The organism is Psychrobacillus sp. FSL W7-1457 (genome assembly GCF_038593405.1).
Lineage (GTDB): Bacteria > Bacillota > Bacilli > Bacillales_A > Planococcaceae > Psychrobacillus.
Window position 1 is genome coordinate 1,674,361 of the sequence record NZ_CP151993.1, and the last position, 21,472, is coordinate 1,695,832.

19 protein-coding genes, 1 pseudogene and 1 riboswitch are annotated in these 21,472 nt (G+C 36.7%); of the genes and pseudogenes, 18 read left to right on the forward strand and 2 right to left on the reverse strand.

What is annotated here, in order from left to right:
- Positions 1-22 precede the first annotated feature (22 nt).
- The 9 genes and pseudogenes from NSQ95_RS07980 (at position 23) to NSQ95_RS08020 (ending at position 10,680) form a co-directional block, all read left to right on the forward strand.
- Complete coding sequence (locus NSQ95_RS07980; protein ID WP_169361307.1) at positions 23-757, forward strand: pseudouridine synthase; 735 nt, start codon at positions 23-25, stop codon at positions 755-757.
- 98 nt (positions 758-855) lie between these two features.
- The gene (gene resA, locus NSQ95_RS07985; RefSeq protein ID WP_169361306.1) at positions 856-1,392 is read left to right on the forward strand and encodes a thiol-disulfide oxidoreductase ResA; all 537 of its coding nucleotides are present in this window, start codon (positions 856-858) and stop codon (positions 1,390-1,392) included.
- A gap of 13 nt (positions 1,393-1,405) precedes the next feature.
- Positions 1,406-3,067 (forward strand): cytochrome c biogenesis protein ResB, encoded by a 1,662-nt coding sequence (locus NSQ95_RS07990; RefSeq protein WP_342560672.1) that lies wholly within the window; start codon positions 1,406-1,408, stop codon positions 3,065-3,067.
- Between the two features lies 1 nt (position 3,068).
- Positions 3,069-4,253: a c-type cytochrome biogenesis protein CcsB gene (ccsB, locus tag NSQ95_RS07995; RefSeq protein ID WP_169361304.1), complete on the forward strand. Its 1,185-nt coding sequence runs from the start codon at positions 3,069-3,071 to the stop codon at positions 4,251-4,253.
- Between the two features lie 115 nt (positions 4,254-4,368).
- Positions 4,369-5,085 (forward strand): response regulator transcription factor, encoded by a 717-nt coding sequence (locus NSQ95_RS08000; protein ID WP_169361303.1) that lies wholly within the window; start codon positions 4,369-4,371, stop codon positions 5,083-5,085.
- A complete protein-coding gene (locus NSQ95_RS08005; protein ID WP_340883723.1) occupies positions 5,078-6,856 on the forward strand; it encodes an ATP-binding protein in 1,779 nt (592 codons plus the stop codon). Before NSQ95_RS08000 ends, NSQ95_RS08005 begins: the two co-directional genes overlap by 8 nt.
- Positions 6,857-6,905: 49 nt before the next feature.
- Positions 6,906-7,448: pseudogene (sigX, locus tag NSQ95_RS08010) on the forward strand (RNA polymerase sigma factor SigX); the annotation flags it as partial.
- Positions 7,441-8,697, forward strand: coding sequence for a hypothetical protein (locus tag NSQ95_RS08015; RefSeq protein ID WP_342560673.1), 1,257 nt, complete (start codon positions 7,441-7,443; stop codon positions 8,695-8,697). The pseudogene sigX and the gene NSQ95_RS08015, both read left to right, overlap by 8 nt.
- Before the next feature lie 1,098 nt (positions 8,698-9,795).
- Positions 9,796-9,930, forward strand: a riboswitch (FMN riboswitch).
- A gap of 156 nt (positions 9,931-10,086) precedes the next feature.
- Positions 10,087-10,680, forward strand: coding sequence for an ECF transporter S component (locus NSQ95_RS08020; RefSeq protein WP_342560674.1), 594 nt, complete (start codon positions 10,087-10,089; stop codon positions 10,678-10,680).
- A gap of 94 nt (positions 10,681-10,774) precedes the next feature.
- On the opposite strand, the gene NSQ95_RS08025 is transcribed toward NSQ95_RS08020, so the two are convergent.
- Complete coding sequence (locus NSQ95_RS08025) at positions 10,775-11,023, reverse strand: ferredoxin (protein WP_342560675.1); 249 nt, start codon at positions 11,021-11,023, stop codon at positions 10,775-10,777.
- 171 nt (positions 11,024-11,194) lie between these two features.
- Here NSQ95_RS08025 and NSQ95_RS08030 point away from each other — a divergent pair, with 171 nt between their 5' ends.
- From NSQ95_RS08030 to NSQ95_RS08055, 6 genes are all read left to right on the forward strand, one after another.
- On the forward strand, positions 11,195-12,163 hold the full coding sequence (locus tag NSQ95_RS08030) for a helix-turn-helix domain-containing protein (RefSeq protein ID WP_342560676.1): 969 nt from the start codon (positions 11,195-11,197) through the stop codon (positions 12,161-12,163).
- Positions 12,164-12,165: 2 nt separating this feature from the next.
- A complete protein-coding gene (locus tag NSQ95_RS08035) occupies positions 12,166-13,572 on the forward strand; it encodes a RecQ family ATP-dependent DNA helicase (protein ID WP_342560677.1) in 1,407 nt (468 codons plus the stop codon).
- Between the two features lie 76 nt (positions 13,573-13,648).
- Positions 13,649-14,275, forward strand: coding sequence for a LysM peptidoglycan-binding domain-containing protein (locus tag NSQ95_RS08040; protein ID WP_169359596.1), 627 nt, complete (start codon positions 13,649-13,651; stop codon positions 14,273-14,275).
- 73 nt (positions 14,276-14,348) lie between these two features.
- On the forward strand, positions 14,349-14,981 hold the full coding sequence (locus NSQ95_RS08045; RefSeq protein ID WP_169359595.1) for a CBS domain-containing protein: 633 nt from the start codon (positions 14,349-14,351) through the stop codon (positions 14,979-14,981).
- A 199-nt stretch (positions 14,982-15,180) separates the two neighbouring features.
- Positions 15,181-15,948: a metallophosphoesterase gene (locus tag NSQ95_RS08050; RefSeq protein ID WP_342560678.1), complete on the forward strand. Its 768-nt coding sequence runs from the start codon at positions 15,181-15,183 to the stop codon at positions 15,946-15,948.
- Positions 15,949-15,976: 28 nt separating this feature from the next.
- Positions 15,977-16,951, forward strand: a complete 975-nt coding sequence (locus NSQ95_RS08055) for a YpdA family putative bacillithiol disulfide reductase (RefSeq protein ID WP_342560679.1) — start codon at positions 15,977-15,979, stop codon at positions 16,949-16,951.
- 203 nt (positions 16,952-17,154) lie between these two features.
- On the opposite strand, the gene NSQ95_RS08060 is transcribed toward NSQ95_RS08055, so the two are convergent.
- The gene (locus NSQ95_RS08060; protein WP_251555927.1) at positions 17,155-18,126 is read right to left on the reverse strand and encodes an asparaginase; all 972 of its coding nucleotides are present in this window, start codon (positions 18,124-18,126) and stop codon (positions 17,155-17,157) included.
- 79 nt (positions 18,127-18,205) lie between these two features.
- On the opposite strand from NSQ95_RS08060, the gene prsW reads away from it, so the two are divergent.
- The 3 genes from prsW (at position 18,206) to NSQ95_RS08075 (ending at position 21,464) form a co-directional block, all read left to right on the forward strand.
- Positions 18,206-18,901, forward strand: a complete 696-nt coding sequence (gene prsW / locus NSQ95_RS08065) for a glutamic-type intramembrane protease PrsW (protein WP_340883716.1) — start codon at positions 18,206-18,208, stop codon at positions 18,899-18,901.
- A 535-nt stretch (positions 18,902-19,436) separates the two neighbouring features.
- On the forward strand, positions 19,437-20,171 hold the full coding sequence (gene sleB, locus NSQ95_RS08070) for a spore cortex-lytic enzyme (RefSeq protein WP_240949706.1): 735 nt from the start codon (positions 19,437-19,439) through the stop codon (positions 20,169-20,171).
- A gap of 9 nt (positions 20,172-20,180) precedes the next feature.
- Positions 20,181-21,464 (forward strand): PepSY1/2 domain-containing protein, encoded by a 1,284-nt coding sequence (locus NSQ95_RS08075; protein ID WP_169359589.1) that lies wholly within the window; start codon positions 20,181-20,183, stop codon positions 21,462-21,464.
- Positions 21,465-21,472: the final 8 nt, after the last annotated feature.

The following is a 21,472-nucleotide window of genomic DNA, read 5'->3' on the forward strand; positions in this document are numbered from 1 at the left end:
AAGAATGGACGAGGTGGATTACTTGGAAAGATTACAAAAAGTTTTAGCACACGCAGGTGTTGCTTCACGTAGAAAAGCAGAAGAGTTAATTTTAGAAGGAAAAGTAAAGGTCAATGGGAAAGTAATTAAGGAATTAGGTACTAAGGTCTCTGATTCAGATACAGTTGAAGTAGAAGGTGTCAAATTAGAGAAAGAACAAAAGAAATATTTCTTACTTTACAAGCCAAGAGGTGTTATCTCAGCCGTTAGCGATGACAAAGGTAGAAAGACTGTTACCGATTTACTCCCTCATGTAACGGAAAGATTATACCCAGTAGGTAGATTAGATTATGAAACTTCAGGTTTATTGCTCTTAACAAATGATGGAGATTTTTCTTATGCACTTACACATCCAAAGTTCAAGGTGGACAAGACTTATGTCGCGCGACTTAAAGGTATACCTTTACGCGAGCAACTAAGACCGCTTGAGAGAGGTGTCGTTTTAGAGGATGGTAAGACAGCTCCTGCAAAAGTTAAGCTTCTATCTTCTGAAAAGAAAGCAAATAAATCAATTGTTGAAATTACGATCCATGAGGGCAAAAACCGTCAAGTACGTCGTATGTTTGATGCAATTGGCTTCCCTGTGCAAAAATTAAAAAGAGAACGATTTGGTTTCTTAACTCTACACGGTTTGAACGCAGGAGAGTGGAGAGAATTAACAACTCATGAGATTAAACAGCTTAGAGTACTGGCAGAAACAGGTAAAATAGGTAAATAGCAATGAAAAGTTCACAAAGCCTTCATATGTCCTTCTCAAATTGGACATTATATTTGGTATAATATTGTCGGCAATGCATGGAATGGAGGAAATAAAAGGTGGCTCAATCCAAACAAAAACGTTTTTACATAAGAGCAGTTATTTTGGTAGTACTTACACTAGCAATTGTTTTTACAATTTTCTCTAACGTGACGAAAGAAAAAAATGCAGTTCTCAAAGTCGGCGATAAAGCACCGAATTTCCAAGTAGTGGATATGAATGGAGAACAGCATAAACTGTCTGACTATGAAGGGCAGGGAATCTTCTTAAATTTCTGGGGAACTTGGTGTAAACCATGTGCTAAAGAAATGCCAGCTATGGACAACCAATTTAACATTTACAAAGAACAAGGTGTTCAAACCTTAGCCATTAATGTGGGAGAATCAGATTTGAAGGTAAACCGTTTTGCTAACCAATATGGTTTAACATTCCCAATTGCGATCGATCGTAATAAAAGCTTGTTGGATTCCTATAATATTGATCCACTACCAACGACCTTTTTGATTAGCCCGGAAGGTAAGATCGAAAAGATTATTAAAGGTGAGATGACCGAGCAAGATATTGCTGATTACATGGAACAAATCAAACCTTCCTAAAGGAGTCTTTTAGATGGACAAGATAGTTTGTAAATGTGGGCACGTCAACCCTGCAGGTACAGAGCTTTGTGAAAGCTGTGGACGACCGTTAAGTCAACATTCGAAAGATCAAAAGCTTGTTGATATGAGGTATGAAGGGTCTGCAAGACGTTCTCAAACCTATAACAAAACAATCATTGATAAAATTTGGAACTTCTTTTCTAGTGTGAAAGTAGGGATGTGGATAATAGTTGCTATCTTAGTCGCAGCAGCGATAGGAACAATTTTGCCACAGGTTTTCTATGTTCCTGCCACAAGAGAAGAAGATATTGCTGCGTACTATGAACGAGTTTATGGGTGGTTCGGCACACTCTACTATGAATTAGGTCTTTCTGATCTTTATAGCTCATGGTGGTTCCAAACATTAGTTGGAATGCTAGGGATATCTCTAGTCATTGCAAGTTTAGACCGAGTAATTCCACTGTATAAATCTCTCAAAAGGCAAAAAACAAAAAGACATGTGAGCTTCTTAAAACGTCAACGTGTTTATGGTGAGGGAGAAGTTGAATCTCCTGTAGAATCGCTTGAGAAAGCGGAAGAGAAGCTAAAAGCATTAAAGTATAATGTGAAAAGAGAAGGAAATGCAATTCTGGCAGAAAAAGGCCGATTTTCTAGGTGGGGCCCGTATGTTAACCATTTAGGTCTAATCCTTTTCTTATTGGGTGTTATGATGCGTGCTATTCCAGGCTTCTATGTCGATGAAACAATGTGGATCAGAGAAGGAGAGACGCTCTATATCCCACAAACAGATGGATATTTCTTAGAAAGTAAGCAGTTCATATATGAGACTTATACAAAAGAAGAATCTGAGGAAGTTTTTGGAGAAGCCTTGGATAGGGTTGGTTCAATCGCGAAAAACTATCAAACAGATATTGCTTTGTATAAAGGTCCTGACGATGCAATTGCTGGACATCCGGAAGATTTAAAGCTAGTAAAGGAAGAATCCATTCAAGTTAATGAACCTTTGAAGTTTGATAATTTTTCTGTGTTCCAAATGGATTTCCGTCTTAATGAATTAAAGTCTATGACCTTCCATTTAGAGGATAAGGAAACTGGTACTAACCATGGTCAGTTTACGGTTGAATTATCAAATCCTCAAAGTATGTACGAGTTAAATGACGGGTACAAAGTAGAAATTGTGGATTATTACGCTAATTTCTCTGGATTTGTAGACGGAGAACCACAATCAGAGACGCCTGAACCAAAAAATCCAGCATTTTTAATGAAAATGTATAGCCCGGAATTTCCTAAGGGAGAATCTAGCTTTGTCATGATTCAAAATACATTAGAGCCTTTAGGTGAGACAGCTCATAAAGTTAAATTTGAAAGTGTAGAAACTAGAGATATGTCAGGTCTTACAATCCGAAAAGATTTAACACTTCCTATTCTTATGCTTGGTGGATTGATTTTCATGATTGGTGTTGCACAAGGGTCATACTGGAATCATCGCCGAATTTGGCTTCAGTATCTAGAGGATGGAAAAATGGTTGTTGCGGCTCATACAAACAAAAACTGGATGAGTGTGAAAAAGGATATCGATGAAGTATCAAAGGTAACCAACATTCCACCATATGAGGACCAACAAGATCTAGATACAAAACTAGAAAAAGAGGAAATACAGGAAGGGGAAAAATAAGATGACAATGGTTTCTGTAAGTGAGACTTTATTGTTTGTTGCGTTTGTTGCTTATTTGGTTGCTACGTTCCTATTTGGTGGAGCAGTCAAATCTTCTGCCGCTTCAGCTAGAAAATCATATAAACGATGGGGTACTTTAGCAATCAGCGTGACAGTTATTGGTTTTGTAGCAAACTTAGGGTATTTTATTACTCGTTGGATTGCAGCAGGACATGCACCAGTAAGTAACTTATTTGAGTTTACAACTGCGTTTGGAATGCTCGTAGTAGGAGCATTTATATTAATTTACTTTATATACAAAACCCCTGCTCTTGGGTTGTTTGCACTTCCAATAGCAGTACTAATTATTGCTTATGCAAGTATGTTCCCAAAAGATATCACTCCTTTAATACCAGCGTTAAAAAGTCACTGGTTAACGATCCATGTTATTACGGCTGCTCTTGGAGAAGCTATTTTAGCAATTAGTGCAGTAGCAGGTTTGATCTTTTTATTGAAGAATATTGACCTAACAAAGCCATCTAAACAACGTTTTTGGATGGAAGCTACTATGTACGTTTTAGTACTAGTTTTAGGATTTGTTGTATCAACAGTTACCTTCTCTGTTGCAGATTATTCAGCAGAATATTCCTATATCGATAAGGAAGGTAATCCGCACGATATCGAGTATAACAAGCCTGCTTTATTTGGGATGAATGAATCCGAAGCAATTACTGATGGAGCGATGGAGCCATTGGTGGAAGTTCCTCCATTAGTTAACGGTAAAAAGTTGACTACAGTTGTATGGTCTCTTCTATTTGGTACAGTGCTATACGGACTGTTACGTTTAATATTACGCAAACGTATTTCTTTAGTTCTTCAGCCATTAACTAAAAAAGCGAATTCGCAGCTTATGGACGAAATTGGTTACCGTGCAGTATTAATCGGTTTCCCGGTATTTACATTAGGAGCACTAATCTTTGCAATGATCTGGGCACATGAAGCTTGGTCTCGTTTCTGGGGTTGGGATCCAAAAGAGGTTTGGGCACTTATTACTTGGTTATTCTATGCTGTTTTCTTACATTTAAGATTAACAAAAGGTTGGCAAGGCGAAAAATCTGCTTGGTTAGCTTTAATAGGATTTATTATCATTATGTTCAACCTAATTGCAGTAAACTTAATTATTGCTGGGCTTCACTCTTACGCGTAAGTCAAAAGTAGTGCTAAAAAGCTCTTCATTCAACAGAATGGAGAGCTTTTCTTTTCTTTTATGATAAGTAATTGTACAATATAAGATAGATGTTGATAGAAGGGTATGATATGTAATGTCAGAAATGATAAAACTTTTAGTAGTAGATGACGAAGAACGTATCCGTCGATTATTAAAAATGTATTTAGAAAGAGAAGGTTATGTAGTAGAAGAAGCAGAAAATGGACAAATTGCTCTTCAGCTCGCTTTAGAAAATGAATATAATTGTATACTATTAGATATTATGATGCCTGAAAAAGACGGAATCGAAGTGATTACAGAGCTTCGTGAACATAAAGATACGCCAGTTATTCTTCTTACGGCTAAAGGGGAAGAGGCAAACCGAGTAGAGGGATTTGAACTTGGAGCAGATGATTATATCGTAAAACCATTTAGTCCTAGAGAAGTGGTACTTCGTGTAAAAGCACTTTTAAAAAGATCTACTGCTTTTTCTCCTTCCCAATCTGTGTCGATATCCAAGGATGTAGTTGTTTTTCCACATCTAACAATTGACCACGATGCACATCGAGTGACTGCTGACGGGGAAGAGGTTAGTCTTACACCTAAAGAATATGAATTGCTATATTTCCTTGCTAAGGCTCCAGATAAGGTATTTGACCGAGAACAGCTTTTGAAGGAAGTTTGGCATTATGACTTCTTTGGAGATTTACGTACAGTTGATACGCATGTGAAGAGATTACGTGAAAAGCTAAATAGAGTATCCGAAAAAGCTGCAAAAATGATTGTTACTGTATGGGGAGTTGGCTACAAGTTCGAGGTAGGAAATGAATAGGATTTGGAATAGTGTTGTCGGGAAGCTATGGGGAACCATATTGCTTCTCGTCTTATTTGTGTTGTTTATAATTACTGTCCTTATGTTAGAGTTTTTAGAAGATTTCCATACAGAGCAAGCAGAAGAAACCTTGAGGCAGGAAGCCGCAACCATCGGAAAAATCGTAGAACAGCATGATAATGTAGAAGAATCCATTTCTATCATTAGTGATATATTAGGAACAGAAACAAATGCATTAATTGTAGACGATGCGCAATCTGTGTTCCTTTCCATTCATGATGGCTTAAACAAAGAGGTAATTAAAGATAAGATTTTAGACGATGACCAGCTTTCCCAAATTTATACTACTGATAAGACGATTATAAGAAAGATGCTAATGCCTTCCATGAGTGAAGATAACTTAATGGAAAATTATCTTATTCTAGCCTTTCCATTAGAGTCTGAAATACAAACACACGGCGCTGTTTTTATTTATCAAAGCTTAGAGGTAGTAAGTAAAACTTCAAACAACACGACAAGAATTGTGTTCTTATCTGGTTTTATTGCGTTACTGCTTACTACTCTTTTTACGTTTTTCCTTTCTTCAAGAATTACTTCTCCTTTACGTTCTATGCGTGAGGCTGCATTAGAGCTAGCTAAAGGGAACTTTGAAACGAAGGTACCCTATACACAGCGAGATGAGATAGGAGAGCTAGGATCTGCATTTAATCGGATGGGGAAACAGTTAAAGCACCATGTAGAGGTAATCAATCAAGAAAAAGAACAACTGGCTAGCATTTTAACGTCTATGACAGATGCTGTTATTACTATCAATAAGGATTTCCATGTACAAGTCAGCAATCCACAAGCAGAACAACTTCTTACAAAATGGCAAGCTGAAAACAACCAATTGGATGATTCTGAGCTACCAAATGAGCTGCGTCATCTTTTAGAACATGTATTAGAGATAGAAGAAGAGTTGGATGAGGAACTAGAAATTCGAGGAGAGTATTTCTCTGTCTCCATTAGTCTTCTATACAGCAACGAATATGTTCGTGGAGCTGTGGTGGTGCTGCGTAATATGACTGAGCAACATCGTTTAGACAAAATGCGTTCTGACTTTATAGCAAATGTGTCCCATGAGCTGAGAACACCGATTTCAATGCTTCAAGGCTACAGTGAAGCCATTATTGATGAAATTGTAACTACTGAAGAAGATAAAAATGAAATGATACGAGTCATTTATGATGAATCGAAACGAATGGGAAGATTAGTAACAGAATTACTAGATTTAGCAAGATTAGAATCAGGGTATTTGAGTATATATAAGGAAAACGTAGAGATAGTTCCAACTATTGAAAGAATAACACAGAAATTTGATCAAGCTGCTAAAGAGAGTAACGTTCGTTTGAACTTTGAACAGCACATTCCATCAGGTCAACCGTTAGAGATAGAAATAGACGAGGATCGAATGGAGCAAGTGTTAACGAATCTTATCGACAATGCTTTAAGACACACACCAGAAGCAGGTTCTGTGACTGTTCATTTAAGTACTTTAGAAAACCAAATAATTATTAAGGTATCAGACACCGGAGTAGGAATTCCAGAAGAGGATCTTCCTTATATTTTTGAACGTTTTTATAAAGCCGATAAAGCTAGAACTAGAGGGAAGGCTGGAACAGGTCTTGGTCTTGCTATTGCCAAAAATATTGTAGAGAGACATGATGGTTACCTCTCTGCAGAGAGTACGGTTGGGGTAGGTACAACATTTATTGTTCGATTACCCTTTTAGTTAATGTAACAAAACGGGAGATGAAACGACTAATTGAAAGAACGGGGGGAGCCATATGAATGACTCCGTTTTCCACCGCTTGTATGATAGCTATCATCAAGACGTTTTTCAGTTTCTGATCTATTTAGTGAAAAATAGACAGACTGCGGAAGACTTGGTCCAAGAAGTGTACGTTCGTGTTCTAAGAGCCTATAGTAAATTTGAAGGTAAAAGCTCTGAAAAAACATGGTTATTTTCGATTGCTAAAAATGTGGCTATCGATCATTTTCGAAAGCATACAGTTAGAAAGAAAAAGATGTTTGATGCATTTGACTGGGAATCGACGCAGCTTGCATCAAAGGATATGTTACCAGAGGATTTCGCTGTTTTAAATGATGAGATGAAGGCCCTCCTCTTAGCATTAGACACTTGCACAGGTGATCAAAAAATGGTGGTTATTATGCGATACTTCCAAGAGCTTTCTATCTCAGAAACAGCACAAATACTATCTTGGACCGAGGGAAAAGTGAAAACAACCCAGCATCGAGCGATTAAAGCGCTTCGAGAAAAATTATCTAGTCAAAAGAAGGAGGGTAATGTTCAACATGAGTAATAACGAAAAACAGAATGATGATTTAGAAAAGCTCTTAAGCAACATGCCCATCTTTACAGATAATCGCTCGAAGGATGAAGTGTATAATCGCGTTCAATCAGAAATGAAGTCTGCCAACATAGAAATTATCAAGCGTAACAACAAACCGTTTTCAAGATGGATGCCACTTGTAGTTTCTATTGCTGCTGTTTTATTGTTGACGCTCCTGGTCTCTTCTTACTTGGAGACGAGTAATGAAGAATCTGCTTCACAGCATAAAGCTGATGAACAAGCTGATACAATGAGAACGATGGATGTTAATCCAGCCTCTGAGTCGAAAATGGAGAAAGACATGAAAACGACGGAAGAAGCGGAAATAGAGAATAAGGATGAATCATTCAATTCTCTAGCTGTTGAAAGTGAATCATTACCTATTCAACCATTTAATAGTGCAAGGACGGTATATGAGGATGATCTAAACGATGGCGTTGCATTTCATTTTTTATTAACAAAAGAGGCTTATGCATACCCAATTACAATCATTATTTCTAAAGGGAAAATCAATGAAGATTTTCCTGACGGATGGCCAAATAGTCTTCAGTTATATGAGCAGTATGCAAGTGCTATCGATGAAGTTGCTTTAGGCTTTAACGATTATCTACCTTTTCAAGGTCATTTTGTTTCTGTAGGAGATACACTACAACATTATTTACCTAAAGGTCATGGATATGACGAAGCTTCTGCTACTACAGCTGTTTATGATGATACAATCAGTTATATATTCAACGATTATACCTATTTGGAGCGATTAAATGAAGATGGAACACCTATTAATTGGGATCAGGTAGGCGTTATGGGTAAAGAGAACTTGGTAAACGGAAATAAAAAACAAGTATATTACAAGCAAACCATGAGCAACGGACTGACATTCCTTGTTCCTAAGGGTGTATCCACTGAAGCCCCTTTTACAGAAATGCAAAAATCAGTAAATGATTATTTTACAACTGTAGTGCCTAAAGGTGTTAATTACGAAGTAACAGAAGAAGACAACACTGTGGTCATAACCTTTGAAGAAACTTTAGATTTGGCAACACTGGAATTCGATGATTCTATTCTAATGATTGAAGCATTTACGTTAACTGCTGCAAGCTTCGATAAAACCGTTCGATTAGAAAATGTCGAGCAAAAAATATGGGATCGGTTTGATTTGACAAACACTTTACCAATTCCTATGGGGCCTAATGGTTACATGAGGAGCGATATTAAATAATATAGTCTGAGTCGACCTACTGGTAGGTCGATTTTTTTGTTGTGTAAGAGTAAGGGTATTTTGCGTACTTGGGTGTCAGGGGGAAGGGTTACCTTTATTTAGCGTTTTACAAGCGGTTAGGGGGGTTATGGAGGGTATTAGGTGATACTTTTTAATCTTAGGTGCGTAGATGCTATTAAGGTGCCACTTCGTTTATTTTATGTAGCACAATTGGATGGTTTAGGTGCCACTTTTTGAAATTTAGGTGCGTAGATGCTATTTTGAAGACACTTCATTAATTTTATGTAGCACGACTGCATGGTTTAGGAGCGCTTTGGAGTAGTTAAGGTGCCGCTTTTTGATATTAAGGTGCGTAAATGCTATTAAGGTGCCACTTTCTTAATTTTATGTAGCACGACTGCATGGTTTAGGAGCGCTTTGGAGTAGTTAAGGTAACGCTTTTTGATATTAAGGTGCGTAGACGCTATTAAGGTGCCACTTCGTTTATTTTATGTAGCACAATTGGATGGTTTAGGAGCGCTTTGGAGTGGTTAAGGTGCCGCTTTTTGATATTAGGTGCGTAGATGCTATTTAGGTGCCACTTTCTTTATTTTATGTAGCACAATTGGATGGTTTAGGAGCGCTTTGGAGTGGTTAAGGTGCCGCTTTTCGATATTAAGGTGCGTAGACGCTATTTAGGTGCCACTTCGTTTATTTTATGTAGCACAATTGGATGGTTAAGGTGCCGCTTTTTGATATTAAGGTGCGAAGATGCTATTTTGAAGACACTTCATTAATTTTATGTAGCACAATTTTAAAAGAGTCAAAGAAAAATGCCTTTTATCACCGTTCGTGAGGCATTTATAACCGTTCGTGAAGATTTATCACCGCTCGTGAGGCATTTATCACCGTTCCCGGAAAAATATCACCGGTAGCATGAATTCCAACGCACAAATACCTCTATTATATCCAGGTGACCCTTCCCAAACTCAATAATTGGTTCCCACTTTCCATGGCATCAATAATTTGCTTAAAGTAAAACAGTTGTATTGCATATATTAATATAGTTTGATAAAATGATTGTAATTCAAGATATTCTTGAAGGACAACAAAATATTGATTCATCTTCGGGGCAGGGTGAAATTCCCGATCGGCGGTAGTAGAAGATTTTTTTCTTGAGCCCGCGAGCCGTTAATGGCAGGATTTGGTTAAATTCCAAAGCCGACAGTATAGTCTGGATGGGAGAAGGTGAAGGTGCAGCTGTTTTTCGTATGCTCTTATACGGATACGCTTATTTAAGTGTACCTTTTTCTCCTTTAAGCTAACTTAATGCTTAAGGGATTTTTTGAGTATGGATAACAAGCTGAACCTTTCTTCTTGTGGAGTGAATCGCAAAAGGAGAGAGGATTTATGGCAAAAAGTAAGACGCGAATGCTTATTGCAATCGCTATGCTGAGTAGTATTTCTTTCGTATTAATGCTGCTTGCATTTCCGTTACCAGTTTTACCAGCTTATTTGAAAATTGACTTTAGTGATATTCCAGCTTTAATTGCTGCAATTACTATGGGACCAGTTGCAGGGGTACTTGTAGCCCTTATGAAAAACGTTTTGGATTGGTTATTCTCAGGAAGTCCTACAGGCGTTCCAGTTGGTCATATGGCTAACTTTGCAACAAGTATCTTGTTTATAACACCTGTTTATATTATTTATCGTAAAGTAACATCTTCTAAAGGGATTGCTTACGGTTTAGGTGTTGGGACTCTTTGTATGGCACTTGGTATGAGCTTGTTAAACTATTATGTTTTCTTACCAATGTATTCGTACTTTTTAAATTTCCCTGCAGAAACAGGAACAGCTTTATTTAATTCAATTATTTTAGGTATTTTACCGTTCAACCTTATAAAAGGTATTCTAGTGACTATCGTCATGATCGTTTTATTTAAACGAATGAAGCCATTGCTAGATAAGGTTAGTAAATCGTTTAAAGTACCAAAGCCTATTTAATAAATTTTAGATTACTTAAGCTTGCTTGTAATCTTGTCTATAAAAAACAAAAAGGCCAAGAACATGAGTTGCTCATATTCTTGGCTTTATTATACTATTCGAATTTAAGTGGGTCGCCTTCAAATGATTCTTCTGAAACTTTAATGGAATCTGTAGGACAGCCTTCAAATGCGTCTTCCATATCCTCCATCAATTCCTCTGGAACTTCTGTTGTCCCCATGTTATCATCTAAAATAACAAACGCAATACCTTCATCGTCATAGTCATATATATCTGGAGCAGCTGCTCCACAAGCTCCACATGCGATACATGTATCTTTATCTACTATAGTGTATTTTGCCATTAGTATATTCTCTCCTTTAATTCTACTTATACGAATTAGCTATCTTATTCATTCTAAAGCTGTTTTCATTACTTTTCAACAAAAATACTTTTAAACTGCGAGGTATTTAACTTGTATTTTAGCCAACTATTACTAAATATCATACAAAGTTTTAATGGAGAGCGGTCAGCAATGGCTTCTTTTTACTTATTAAAAGGAAAAAAATCAGGTCAAACGATACAAGATGTGACTTATTTTAGTTTGCATCAATATTTCTCTATTTATCCAAAACTCACAAAGGAAGAGTATGAAGAGGAGCTATCTAAGCTCTATGAATACAGCTGGATTGAGCAGCAGGATACTCTGCTAAGAGTCAGTGACAAAGGGGAAGCTCAGCTAAAGGGTTATAAAAATCCGTTATTTAATGGATGGCTATTAAGAGGAAATGAAAAAGTTTTTTGGGGAAGACTAGAATTAGTCGTGCAAACTCTATCCCACTTTAAGAACCATGAATCAAGATTTATACCAAACCAGAAGGATTATTTTGTTCACCAATTCGTCAAAAGCTATTTAAGAGAAAGAGATTATAAATCCGACAAGTTTCAGCAAAGCTTTAAAAGTCAACTTGAACACCTGTTATTGCATCCAAGTCTAGGGGACATTCATCGGACGTTGCTTATCTATAGACTGAGTGGATATCAAATAAGTGGATTGACGTGGGATCAGCTGGCTACGGTATACGAGTCATCAGTTACAGACATGAAGCTTCAATTTGTAGAAGCACTACACATTATTTTAACTAACGTAAATGAAGTAGACCATCCTGATTTAACCCAATTAGCACAAGATATTTTTGTACATAATCCTTTGACCCAATCTGCCTTAAAGACAGAACAGCTCTTAACACAAGGCTATTCTTTACAAGAAATCGCCTCTATTAGATCTCTTAAAGTAAATACGATAGAAGATCATTTAATAGAAATCGCCTCTGCTAATAAAGGTATGTCTCTTTCAACTTTTATTTCAGAAGAGGATATACAGCGAGTTTTGATGATCTCAACTAAAAATAAAACGAAAAAATTGAAAATAATCCGAGATAGTTTACCAGAACTAAGTTATTTTCAAATTAGATTAGCTCTAGCTCTTGAAAGGAGTGTATGAAAATGGATCAGCTTCAGCACATACTTCAGACTCGATTCGGTTATGCAGAATTTCGAGAAGGGCAACGAGAAATTATAGAACGAGTACTGTCGGGAAACGACGTTGTAGCTATTTTGCCGACGGGAATGGGGAAATCATTATTATTCCAATTGCCCGCCTATTTAATGGATGGAGCAGTTCTAGTTATTTCCCCATTACTCTCCTTAATGCAGGACCAAGTGGAGCAGCTTAAAATGCTAGGTGAAAAACGAGTGGTGGCGATCAATTCCTTTTTATCCTTTGAACAAAGAGAAGAAGCATTATCTCGCTTACAAACATACAAATTTATATTTACTTCACCAGAAATGTTGCAAAACGAGTATTTTCAACAAAGGCTTTCTAGTATTTCAATTGCGTTTATAGTAGCAGACGAAGCGCATTGTATTTCTCAATGGGGGTTTGATTTTAGACCAGACTATTTAAGAATTTCTAAATCGCTTCAGGCATTCCGACATGTGAACGTGCTGGCTTTAACTGCTACTGCTACCAACGAAGTGATAAAGGACATTGAACATACATTATTAATGAAAGAGCCATTTGAATATATCCATTCATTAGATCGACCTTATATTGCCTATGAATCCTATCAGGTAGAAAACCAAAAAGAAAAGCTGGCCTGGATCATAAATAGAGTTACTAACACAACTGGTCCTGGGATTATCTATAGCCAGTCTAGAAAGAAAACACAATTTTATGCTCAGGAGCTTCAAAAAAAGGGAGTAAAGGTTGCTTATTATCACTCGAAAATGGATCAAGAGGATCGTATTCTTATCCAGCAGCAATTCCAGCAAGGACATCTAGATTGGATTTGCGCCACGAACGCATTTGGTATGGGAATACATAAGGATAACATTAGGCAAATTATTCATGATCATATACCAACCTCTATCGCTAACTATATGCAAGAGGTAGGGAGGGCTGCGAGGGACGGGAAACAGTCGATTGCGACGATTCTTTATATGCAGTCTGATGTAGAACAAGCCTATTTTGTAGCCATGCAAGAATTTCCAGAGGAACAGGATATTGAAATTGCTTATCGGAAAAGTAATCAGGTAGTTTTATCAGAAACGACACAAAGAATACTAGATTACTGGAAAAAGGAGCTATCCCAACAAGAAACCATTAATCTTTTTCAACGTATACGACAAAAAAAGTGGAGAGAAATACAAGATTTGTACACCCTTTTACAGAATGAGGTTTGTATAAGGGAACAATTATTAGCACATTTTGGTCAAAGGTTAACAAGGAAGCCCAAAAATTGTTGTTCAAAATGTACTCTAAATCTTCAGGAAATATTTCAGCTACACGAAAAAACCACTGTTAATACTACTAAACTTTACTGGAAAAGTAGATTAAATAGTCTCTTATAGCTCTTAACAACATTTACATTTTCAACAAAATTCGTCATAATAGTAGTAGATAAGTGGAAGAATGGAGTTTGAAAAAATGAGTAAAGATGATTATCAAAAAAAAATAGAAGAGCATAGACAATCCATTGGGGTAGAAAATGAATCATCAGAATTGAGAAGAAGCAGAAGAAATGCTACTGGTAAGAAGAAAAAGAAAAAGAACCTTCTTTTACCAACCTTATTTGCTATTTTTATATTATTGCCAGCAAGTTTTTTACTCTACGTCCAGTTTATCTATGTGCCTGATAAAGAAGAGACGACGACCGAAGAGGCTAGAATTGAAGTGGAAACAAAACCAATCTCTAATTCAAATGAGACAGATGAGAAAGATGAAGAGGTTACCGAACAACCAGTTCAAACAGAAAAAATAGAAGAAACAAAGCCAGAAGAGTCCACTGAGGTTGCTCAATCAACTCCTGCAGTAGCACCTGCACCTGTAGAAAAGGAAGAACCGAAAGCACCAGTGCAGGCAGAACCTAAGAAGGAAGAAAAAGTTGAAAAGCCAAAAACCGAGGCTAAAACGCATATTGTTAAAGGAAACGAGACTTTATACCGAATAGCAATGAACTACTATAAAAATCCAGAAGCAGTTGAAAAAATTAAAGCTGCAAATGGTCTAGCTTCGAATGAAATTTATGAAGGACAAAAATTAATCCTGCCATAATGTACAGATGGCAGGATAAATAACCTTTTTATAGAATATATAAGTATAGACCTATAGAGAAAGAGGTGTTTGCATGTTTGTAAAAAGTGTTATGATCCCGAAGGAAAAATGCTTAACGATTAGTGGAGAATCTTCCGTATTGGATGCTTTAAATGAACTGGAAGCTAAGGATATTGATGCCCTACCAATTATTGAGTCTGGAAAATACTTGGGGATGTTCAATAAGTATCTGTTATATAAGGCGTATTTTTACAGTGATACAGATAAAGAAACGTTTTTAAAACAGACAAAAGTGTCAGATGTAGTGACTAGGGAAGATACCTTTGTCAAAACAAGTGATGTATTCGAGCAAGCGTTTATGAAATTATATGATTTTCCAATCCTTGCAGTAGTAGAGGATGAGAAATTTTTAGGTCTTGTCACTCGATACGATACGATACATCAATTTAAGAGTGCCTTTGGAATGAATACGAAGGGAACACGAATTGCCTTTACTTCGGTGGAATCAGAAGGAAGAATTTTGAAAGTGTCTGATATTCTTCACAAGTATCATACTTCAGTAATATCCTTAGTTACTTTTGATGAAACTGACAAGCTTGTGCGTCGAATCGTTCTTAAGATTGATAACGAACAGAAATTAGATCGTATTATCCATGACCTAGAAAAGTCAGGCTTCCGGGTGTTACATATAGACAAGGATGAGTAATATAAATCGGTTCAAAGGCAGGGGTCATTCCCTGTCTTTTTGCTTGGAAGAGGATTAGGGAATAGTTTGGCTTTGCCTTGAACCTCGTGGTCAAATAGGAATATAGTAGCTTAAGGGCTACTCTACACTTTTGATATGATTTACGGGTAAGGTATAGGAGCTTTCGCTTTTCTTATTTGGTTTAGGGGGAATATAATAAGTGTTATCGATAGGAATCACCATTGTTATTGCAGGTATCATTCTCTTCCTTTACATGCTTTTTCTAGCATTTCAAACGAATGTAAAAGAACATCATCTACTTGTGAAAGAAATGCCAAAAGCGACACAATTGAATATATTATTTATTTCTGATATACATCGCAGGAAAATAGATGATACATTAATCCATTCCATCATTGGAAAGGTAGATTTAGTAATAATAGGAGGGGACCTGACAGAAAAGGGTGTACCTTTGATGAGGACAAAGTTCAATTTAAAACAGTTAAAAAAGCTTGGTCCTGTTTATTATGTATTTGGAAATAATGATCGTGAAGTAGGCGAATCTAACTTAGTTTCTATATTTCAAGAGCTAGACATTCAAATATTAAATAACACTTCTGTCACGATCTCCGAAGGAAAGATACCTATTCGCTTAGTAGGGATAAATGATGGATTTGTAGGGAAAGTAAGTATTGCAGATGCATTTAATCTGGTGGAAGAAAAGGATATTATCATATTCGTTAGTCATGCACCGGCATTTTTCCATTCTGCTCTTAAGGTAAGTAAGCCTCGGCTAATGCTAGCTGGGCATTTCCATGGCGGACAAATTCGTATAGGACCTATTGGTATATACGAAAAAGGCTCCTACCGATTAAAAGAAAATCGCGCAGAATTAATAAGTAATGGATTTGGTACTACCGGAGTGCCACTGCGCTTAGGGGCTAAATCTGAGTGTCATATCATAACCCTTCATAACATGGAGAGATAGACATATAGTAAGAAAGGAAGTTTTATACGTGGAACAAGTTTTAGATGTAGTGGTAATTGGAGGGGGTCCTTGTGGACTATCAGCAGCAATTTCTACTCAAGAAATGGGATTAGAAACGCTCGTTATTGAGAAAGGAAATGTGGTGAATGCTATCTTCAACTATCCTACTCATCAAACTTTTTTTAGTACGAGTGAAAAGCTCTCCATTGGAGATGTACCTTTTATCGTAGAAGAAAGAAAACCAAAAAGAAACCAGGCTTTGGTTTATTATCGTGAGGTAGTGAAACGTAAAGATATTCAAGTTAACAAATATGAGCAAGTGGAACGTGTTGAAAGGTCTACCGATTATTTTCAAGTAACTACCTCTAAGGGTTCTTACAAAGCTAAGAGCGTCATTGTAGCTACAGGTTATTACGACCATCCTAATTACATGGGAATACCCGGAGAGGATCTCCCGAAGGTATTTCACTACTTTAAAGAAGGACATCCATACTTCTCCCAAGATGTTTTAGTAATTGGAGGTAAAAACTCAGCAATCGATGCTGCTCTTGCGCTAAATAAAGCAGGAGCAAATGTTACAGTGGTATATCGCAGGGGACAATACTCTTCAAGCATTAAGCCATGGGTTTTACCAGAGTTCGAGGGATGTGTAAGAAATAACGAAATCCAAATGCACTTTAATACTGAGGTCTTATCTATTGAAGAAAACAAAGTAACATTAAAAGGAACAGAGGGCGAGTTTGACATTGAAAATGATTTTGTTTTTGCTATGACGGGCTATCATCCTGACCATTCTTTTTTAGAAAAAATGGGAGTAGCCATTGATAACGAAAGTGGAAGACCATCGCATAATCCAGAAACCATGGAAACAAATGTGGAGGGTATTTTTATTGCGGGAGTAATAGCAGCAGGAAATAATGCTAACGAAATTTTTATAGAAAACGGTCGCTTCCATGGTGAGCTGATAGCTAAAGAAATTAAAAGAAAAGAAGAAAGCGTATAGACTTTTCTTCTTTTCAAATGAAAGTGAATTAATTTCTTTACTATAGCTTACCAATTTACAGGACTATTTTTTTTAATACCTCAAGAGAAAAATCTCTCGAGGTATTTGTTTTTTTGAGAGCTTTTATTAGCTCTGTTCACGGGGGTACATAGCTCCAGCGCTTATTAAGCTTGTACCTATTGAATTATCACAGACTTTTTATCTTACCTAGTAAATATACTAAGGAGGGCTTGTTTTGGATCTGGATGATTTAAGGCGATTAGTAAAGCTAGTCTAGCTTTTTGACCGTTTAAACCTTGAGCAAAAATGACTCCTATCTCCTTTAAACCTTTCCCGCCACCCATATAACCGTAAACGTCTTGGGCAATTCCATTAAAGCACCTCGATACAAGAACAATAGGGATGTCCTTACTCAATAAATCCTGAATTGCTGGTACTAGGCTAGGTGGTACATTGCCTTGGCCCAATCCTTCTAAAACTATCCCATCATATCCAACATTTACTGCTGCTTCTAGGAGATCTGCTTCCATCCCTGCATAGACTTTAAACAAAGCAACCTTCTTGTTAATCTGTTGAATTGGAAAAACAGGCTGATGATTAGGTGTGTGATGAAAATATACAATAGACTTAGAGATAAATCCGATAGGACCATATTGCGGACTTTGAAATGTGCTAACGTTGCTGGCATGTGTTTTCGTAACATTTACCGCAGTATGTATTTCATCATTTAATACAACTAAAACACCTTTTCCAACTGCATCATCAGATGAAGCGACTTGGATAGCTGACACTAAATTATATAAGCCATCTGATCCTATTTCATTAGCAGATCTCATTGCCCCAGTAAGCACGATAGGAATGGCTGGTCCAATCGTTAAATCTAAAAAATATGCAGTTTCCTCTAAAGTATCTGTACCGTGAGTGATTACCACTCCATCAATTTCACCTTTAACGATATATTGATCAATTAATTCTTTTATACGGAACATCTCAAAGGGAGTTATATGTGGGGAAGGAAGATTGAATATTTCCAGCTCAATAATATGTGCTAGGCTATTTAATTTCTCTGCTTCTACCAGTAATGGATTGCTATCTGAAGGTACTACTGCACCAGTTTCTGCATTTACCTGCATTGAAATAGTTCCGCCGGTATGGATAAGTAAGATATTTTTCATTGATATAACCTCCAGAAATTTAACAAAATGAGAAGAAATTAATGTATAATATAAATAGTAAAATGGAAGGAGTAAGATCATGTTCGTACTACTTTCCTGTGCGATTGCACCGGCTCTTGCGCTTTTAAGTTATTTCTATCTTCGTAGAGAAATTGCCGAAGAACCTTCAAGGCTTTTGTTACATACATTTATTTATGGTGCTATATTAACATTCCCAATTATGTTTATCCAGCACGTATTAAACGAGGAGCATTTGTTTACTTCTCTTTTTTTTCGGAATGTCCTCGTGACAAGTACATTAGAGGAATTTTTTAAATGGCTAATAATAATAGTGGCCTTATATAAGCATGTTGAGTTTGATGACCCATATGATGGAATTCTCTATGGTGCGAGTGTTTCTTTAGGATTTGCAACCGTAGAAAATATCTTATATCTTTTGAACTACGGAATGGGAGAGGCTTTTTTAAGAGCTTTGTTACCTGTTTCGAGTCATGCATTATTTGGTGTAGTTATGGGATATTATATAGGTAGAGCTAAGTTTACCTCTATAAAAAAAATAAGGCTTGAACTTTTCTTTGCTTTAATCGCCCCACTCTTTCTACACATTATCTATAATAGCATACTGACTTTCACAGGGTTAGAGATATTGCTGATGGTCCCGTTTATGTTATTCTTATGGGTTTTTGGCTTGTCGAAAGTAAAGCAAGCTCATATTTTATCTCGGAGAACTAGATTTGAAAAACACGAATATTTTATTAGGGAAGATCCTACCTAACTTTAAGAAGATAGAAGTCATGACTAAATAAATAGGTCATGACTTTTTTGTATGGTAATTTACTTTGGATATGTTAAAGGGTTGGGTTGATTTATAATGCAAAGAAATTTTTAAATCAGAGAGTAGAATTGATTTCCGCCCCAGCCGGACGCTTTCCGCGGGGTGAACGATAAGCCATCACCCATCGCTTACGCGCGTGGTTGTGATGTCTTATCTGTCTCCCTCATCCCTGCTTATGTCGCCGTCTGGAGCTACAATCAATAAATGGGAACAGCTTTAGCATCTATAAATCGAAACAATATACTCGCATAAACAAAATGTTCCTTTTTTAATGTTTACATTCACTATTAAAAAGAATTGTTAGTCAAAATCAACCAATAACTTTAACAAAGTTTTTACTTTTTAATTTCTGTTTTCATGAAAGTTATCATGTATAAATCACTCCTGTTTAACCAAGCTAGTTAAAAAGGAGAGATGACTTATGAAACAGCTAAAATATGTTCTTATTGGCGTAATCTTTTTTACAGCTAGCTATATGTTCTTAACTCAAGAGCAAACTACTCAAGCGTTCTCCGAGCAAACTGTTCAGCGTGGAGCATTTGGAGACGATGTAATTGAATTACAAGCCAGATTACAATACATAGGCTATTACACCGGGGAAATTGACGGTAAATTTGGTTATGGCACGTATTGGGCTCTTCGAAACTTCCAAGAAGCATTTGGTTTGCCAGTGGATGGTCTTTTAGGACAAGGAACTAAGGACAAGCTAGTGAAGGCTACAAAGTTTGACAAAGAATATGTACATGATCAAATCAATAAGGGTAATCGTTTCTCAGTACATGGAAATACAAACCAGAACCAACAAGCGAATAATAAAAAACCTGAAAGTACAAATATGCAGCTACCACCGAAGTATAGTGAAAAAGATTTAAAGCTGATTGCTAACGCAGTTTATGGAGAATCACGAGGGGAGCCGTATGAAGGGCAAGTAGCCGTTGCAGCGGTAATCCTTAATCGAGTAGAACACCCGGACTTTCCAAATACTATTAGTGAAGTGATCTTCCAACCTTTAGCATTCACTGCAGTAGCTGATGGACAAATTTGGCTAGAGCCGAACGAGCGAGCTAAAGAAGCAGTACTAGACGCATTAAATGGATGGGATCCTTCAGAAAACGCAATTTACTATTTCAATCCTGAAACTGCTACTAGTAAGTGGATCTGGTCAAGACCACATATCAAAAAAATTGGACAGCATATTTTTTGCTCATAAGGAGACTATATGAAAAAATTTGGATGGGTAATCGCTATAGCTGCTCTTGCCGTATTTGTTGTTTATCATTTTTCAGTACAAGAACAAAACACCAACCTTAAGAATGCTTTAGCAAGTCAATATTCGAATGAATTAAATTCTGCCTCCGAAAAACTGACTGAATTAAGTGATTCCATTGATGAAACATTGATATTTAAAGATAAAGAGTCATTAGATCGTCCGCTGGAGGATGTATGGAGACTGTCTTCAGATATTCGAGCATCTATTTCAGGGCTACCTATAGATCAGGAAACTTCCTCAAGCTGGTTGAACTATTTAACGAGAATAGGTAATGGAGCTACTCAAGTTAGAACAGGAAAAGTACCAATCGAAGAGTGGCAAGGAAATATGGTAAGTGCACGTGAAAATTTAAGGAGCTTAGCCGACCAATGGGCATTCACAAATAGAAACGATGGAAACAAAGATTACATTGTTAGTTCCTTTGTACAAAATAAAGTTAATAAAGAAAACGAAAAGAATTGGAAATCCCTTGGAGCATCTGTAAAAGCGTATACGGAAAGCGATTTTCCAATGACAGCAAGTGAAACCGATCAACAGAAGAAAAAAGACTTACAACATATTTCGGATAAACCAGTAAGCGTAGAGGATGTAAAAGCAAAGTTTGCAAAGATTTTTCCAGAACTAGCGGATGCCAAAATTTATGTTACAGAAAGTGGAAAGGATGCTCCATATCCCTTCTACCATATTGAATTTCATAAAGACATTCGTATTGGTTACGCTGATTTTACAAAAAAGGGAGGCCATTTATTATCCTTTCTAATGGAAAGACCTTTTGATAAAAATACTATTGATACGGAAAGCATGAAGAAAAATGCTTTGGATTATATGAAAAAGTTAGGGTATACAGATACGGAGCTTATAGAATTCCGTGAAAACCACATTGGGTGGCATTTAGCGTTTGCTCGGAAGGACGCAGAAAATGATGCAATCGTTTATGCAGATGGATTACAATTAAAAATTGCAAAAGACAATGGAGAATTACTAGGCTTAAATGCAATGGAGTACATTCAAGAGGAAAAAATAGCTAAACAAAAAGTAATTCCTTTAGATTATAAAACCATATTCGCTGATAATTTAAAAATAGAAGAAGCAAAAATGGCTTACGTTGAGAATGATCAATTACAGCAGCGTCTAGCATATGAGTTACTAACTCGAAGCGAAGACATTGGAACATATAGAGTGTATATTGATACAGAATCACATGAGATTCTGCATTCAGAAAAATTACCTTAAAATAATAT

Coding starts and splice junctions, on each gene's coding strand:
- NSQ95_RS07990 (WP_342560672.1), top strand. CDS start 1,406: ATGGACAAGATAGTTTGTAAATGTGGGCACGTCAACCCTGCAGGTACA.
- ccsB (WP_169361304.1), top strand. CDS start 3,069: ATGACAATGGTTTCTGTAAGTGAGACTTTATTGTTTGTTGCGTTTGTT.
- NSQ95_RS08000 (WP_169361303.1), top strand. CDS start 4,369: ATGTCAGAAATGATAAAACTTTTAGTAGTAGATGACGAAGAACGTATC.
- NSQ95_RS08005 (WP_340883723.1), top strand. CDS start 5,078: ATGAATAGGATTTGGAATAGTGTTGTCGGGAAGCTATGGGGAACCATA.
- NSQ95_RS08015 (WP_342560673.1), top strand. CDS start 7,441: ATGAGTAATAACGAAAAACAGAATGATGATTTAGAAAAGCTCTTAAGC.
- NSQ95_RS08020 (WP_342560674.1), top strand. CDS start 10,087: ATGGCAAAAAGTAAGACGCGAATGCTTATTGCAATCGCTATGCTGAGT.
- NSQ95_RS08025 (WP_342560675.1), bottom strand. CDS start 11,023: ATGGCAAAATACACTATAGTAGATAAAGATACATGTATCGCATGTGGA.
- NSQ95_RS08030 (WP_342560676.1), top strand. CDS start 11,195: ATGGCTTCTTTTTACTTATTAAAAGGAAAAAAATCAGGTCAAACGATA.
- NSQ95_RS08035 (WP_342560677.1), top strand. CDS start 12,166: ATGGATCAGCTTCAGCACATACTTCAGACTCGATTCGGTTATGCAGAA.
- NSQ95_RS08040 (WP_169359596.1), top strand. CDS start 13,649: ATGAGTAAAGATGATTATCAAAAAAAAATAGAAGAGCATAGACAATCC.
- NSQ95_RS08045 (WP_169359595.1), top strand. CDS start 14,349: ATGTTTGTAAAAAGTGTTATGATCCCGAAGGAAAAATGCTTAACGATT.
- NSQ95_RS08060 (WP_251555927.1), bottom strand. CDS start 18,126: ATGAAAAATATCTTACTTATCCATACCGGCGGAACTATTTCAATGCAG.
- prsW (WP_340883716.1), top strand. CDS start 18,206: ATGTTCGTACTACTTTCCTGTGCGATTGCACCGGCTCTTGCGCTTTTA.
- sleB (WP_240949706.1), top strand. CDS start 19,437: ATGTTCTTAACTCAAGAGCAAACTACTCAAGCGTTCTCCGAGCAAACT.
- NSQ95_RS08075 (WP_169359589.1), top strand. CDS start 20,181: ATGAAAAAATTTGGATGGGTAATCGCTATAGCTGCTCTTGCCGTATTT.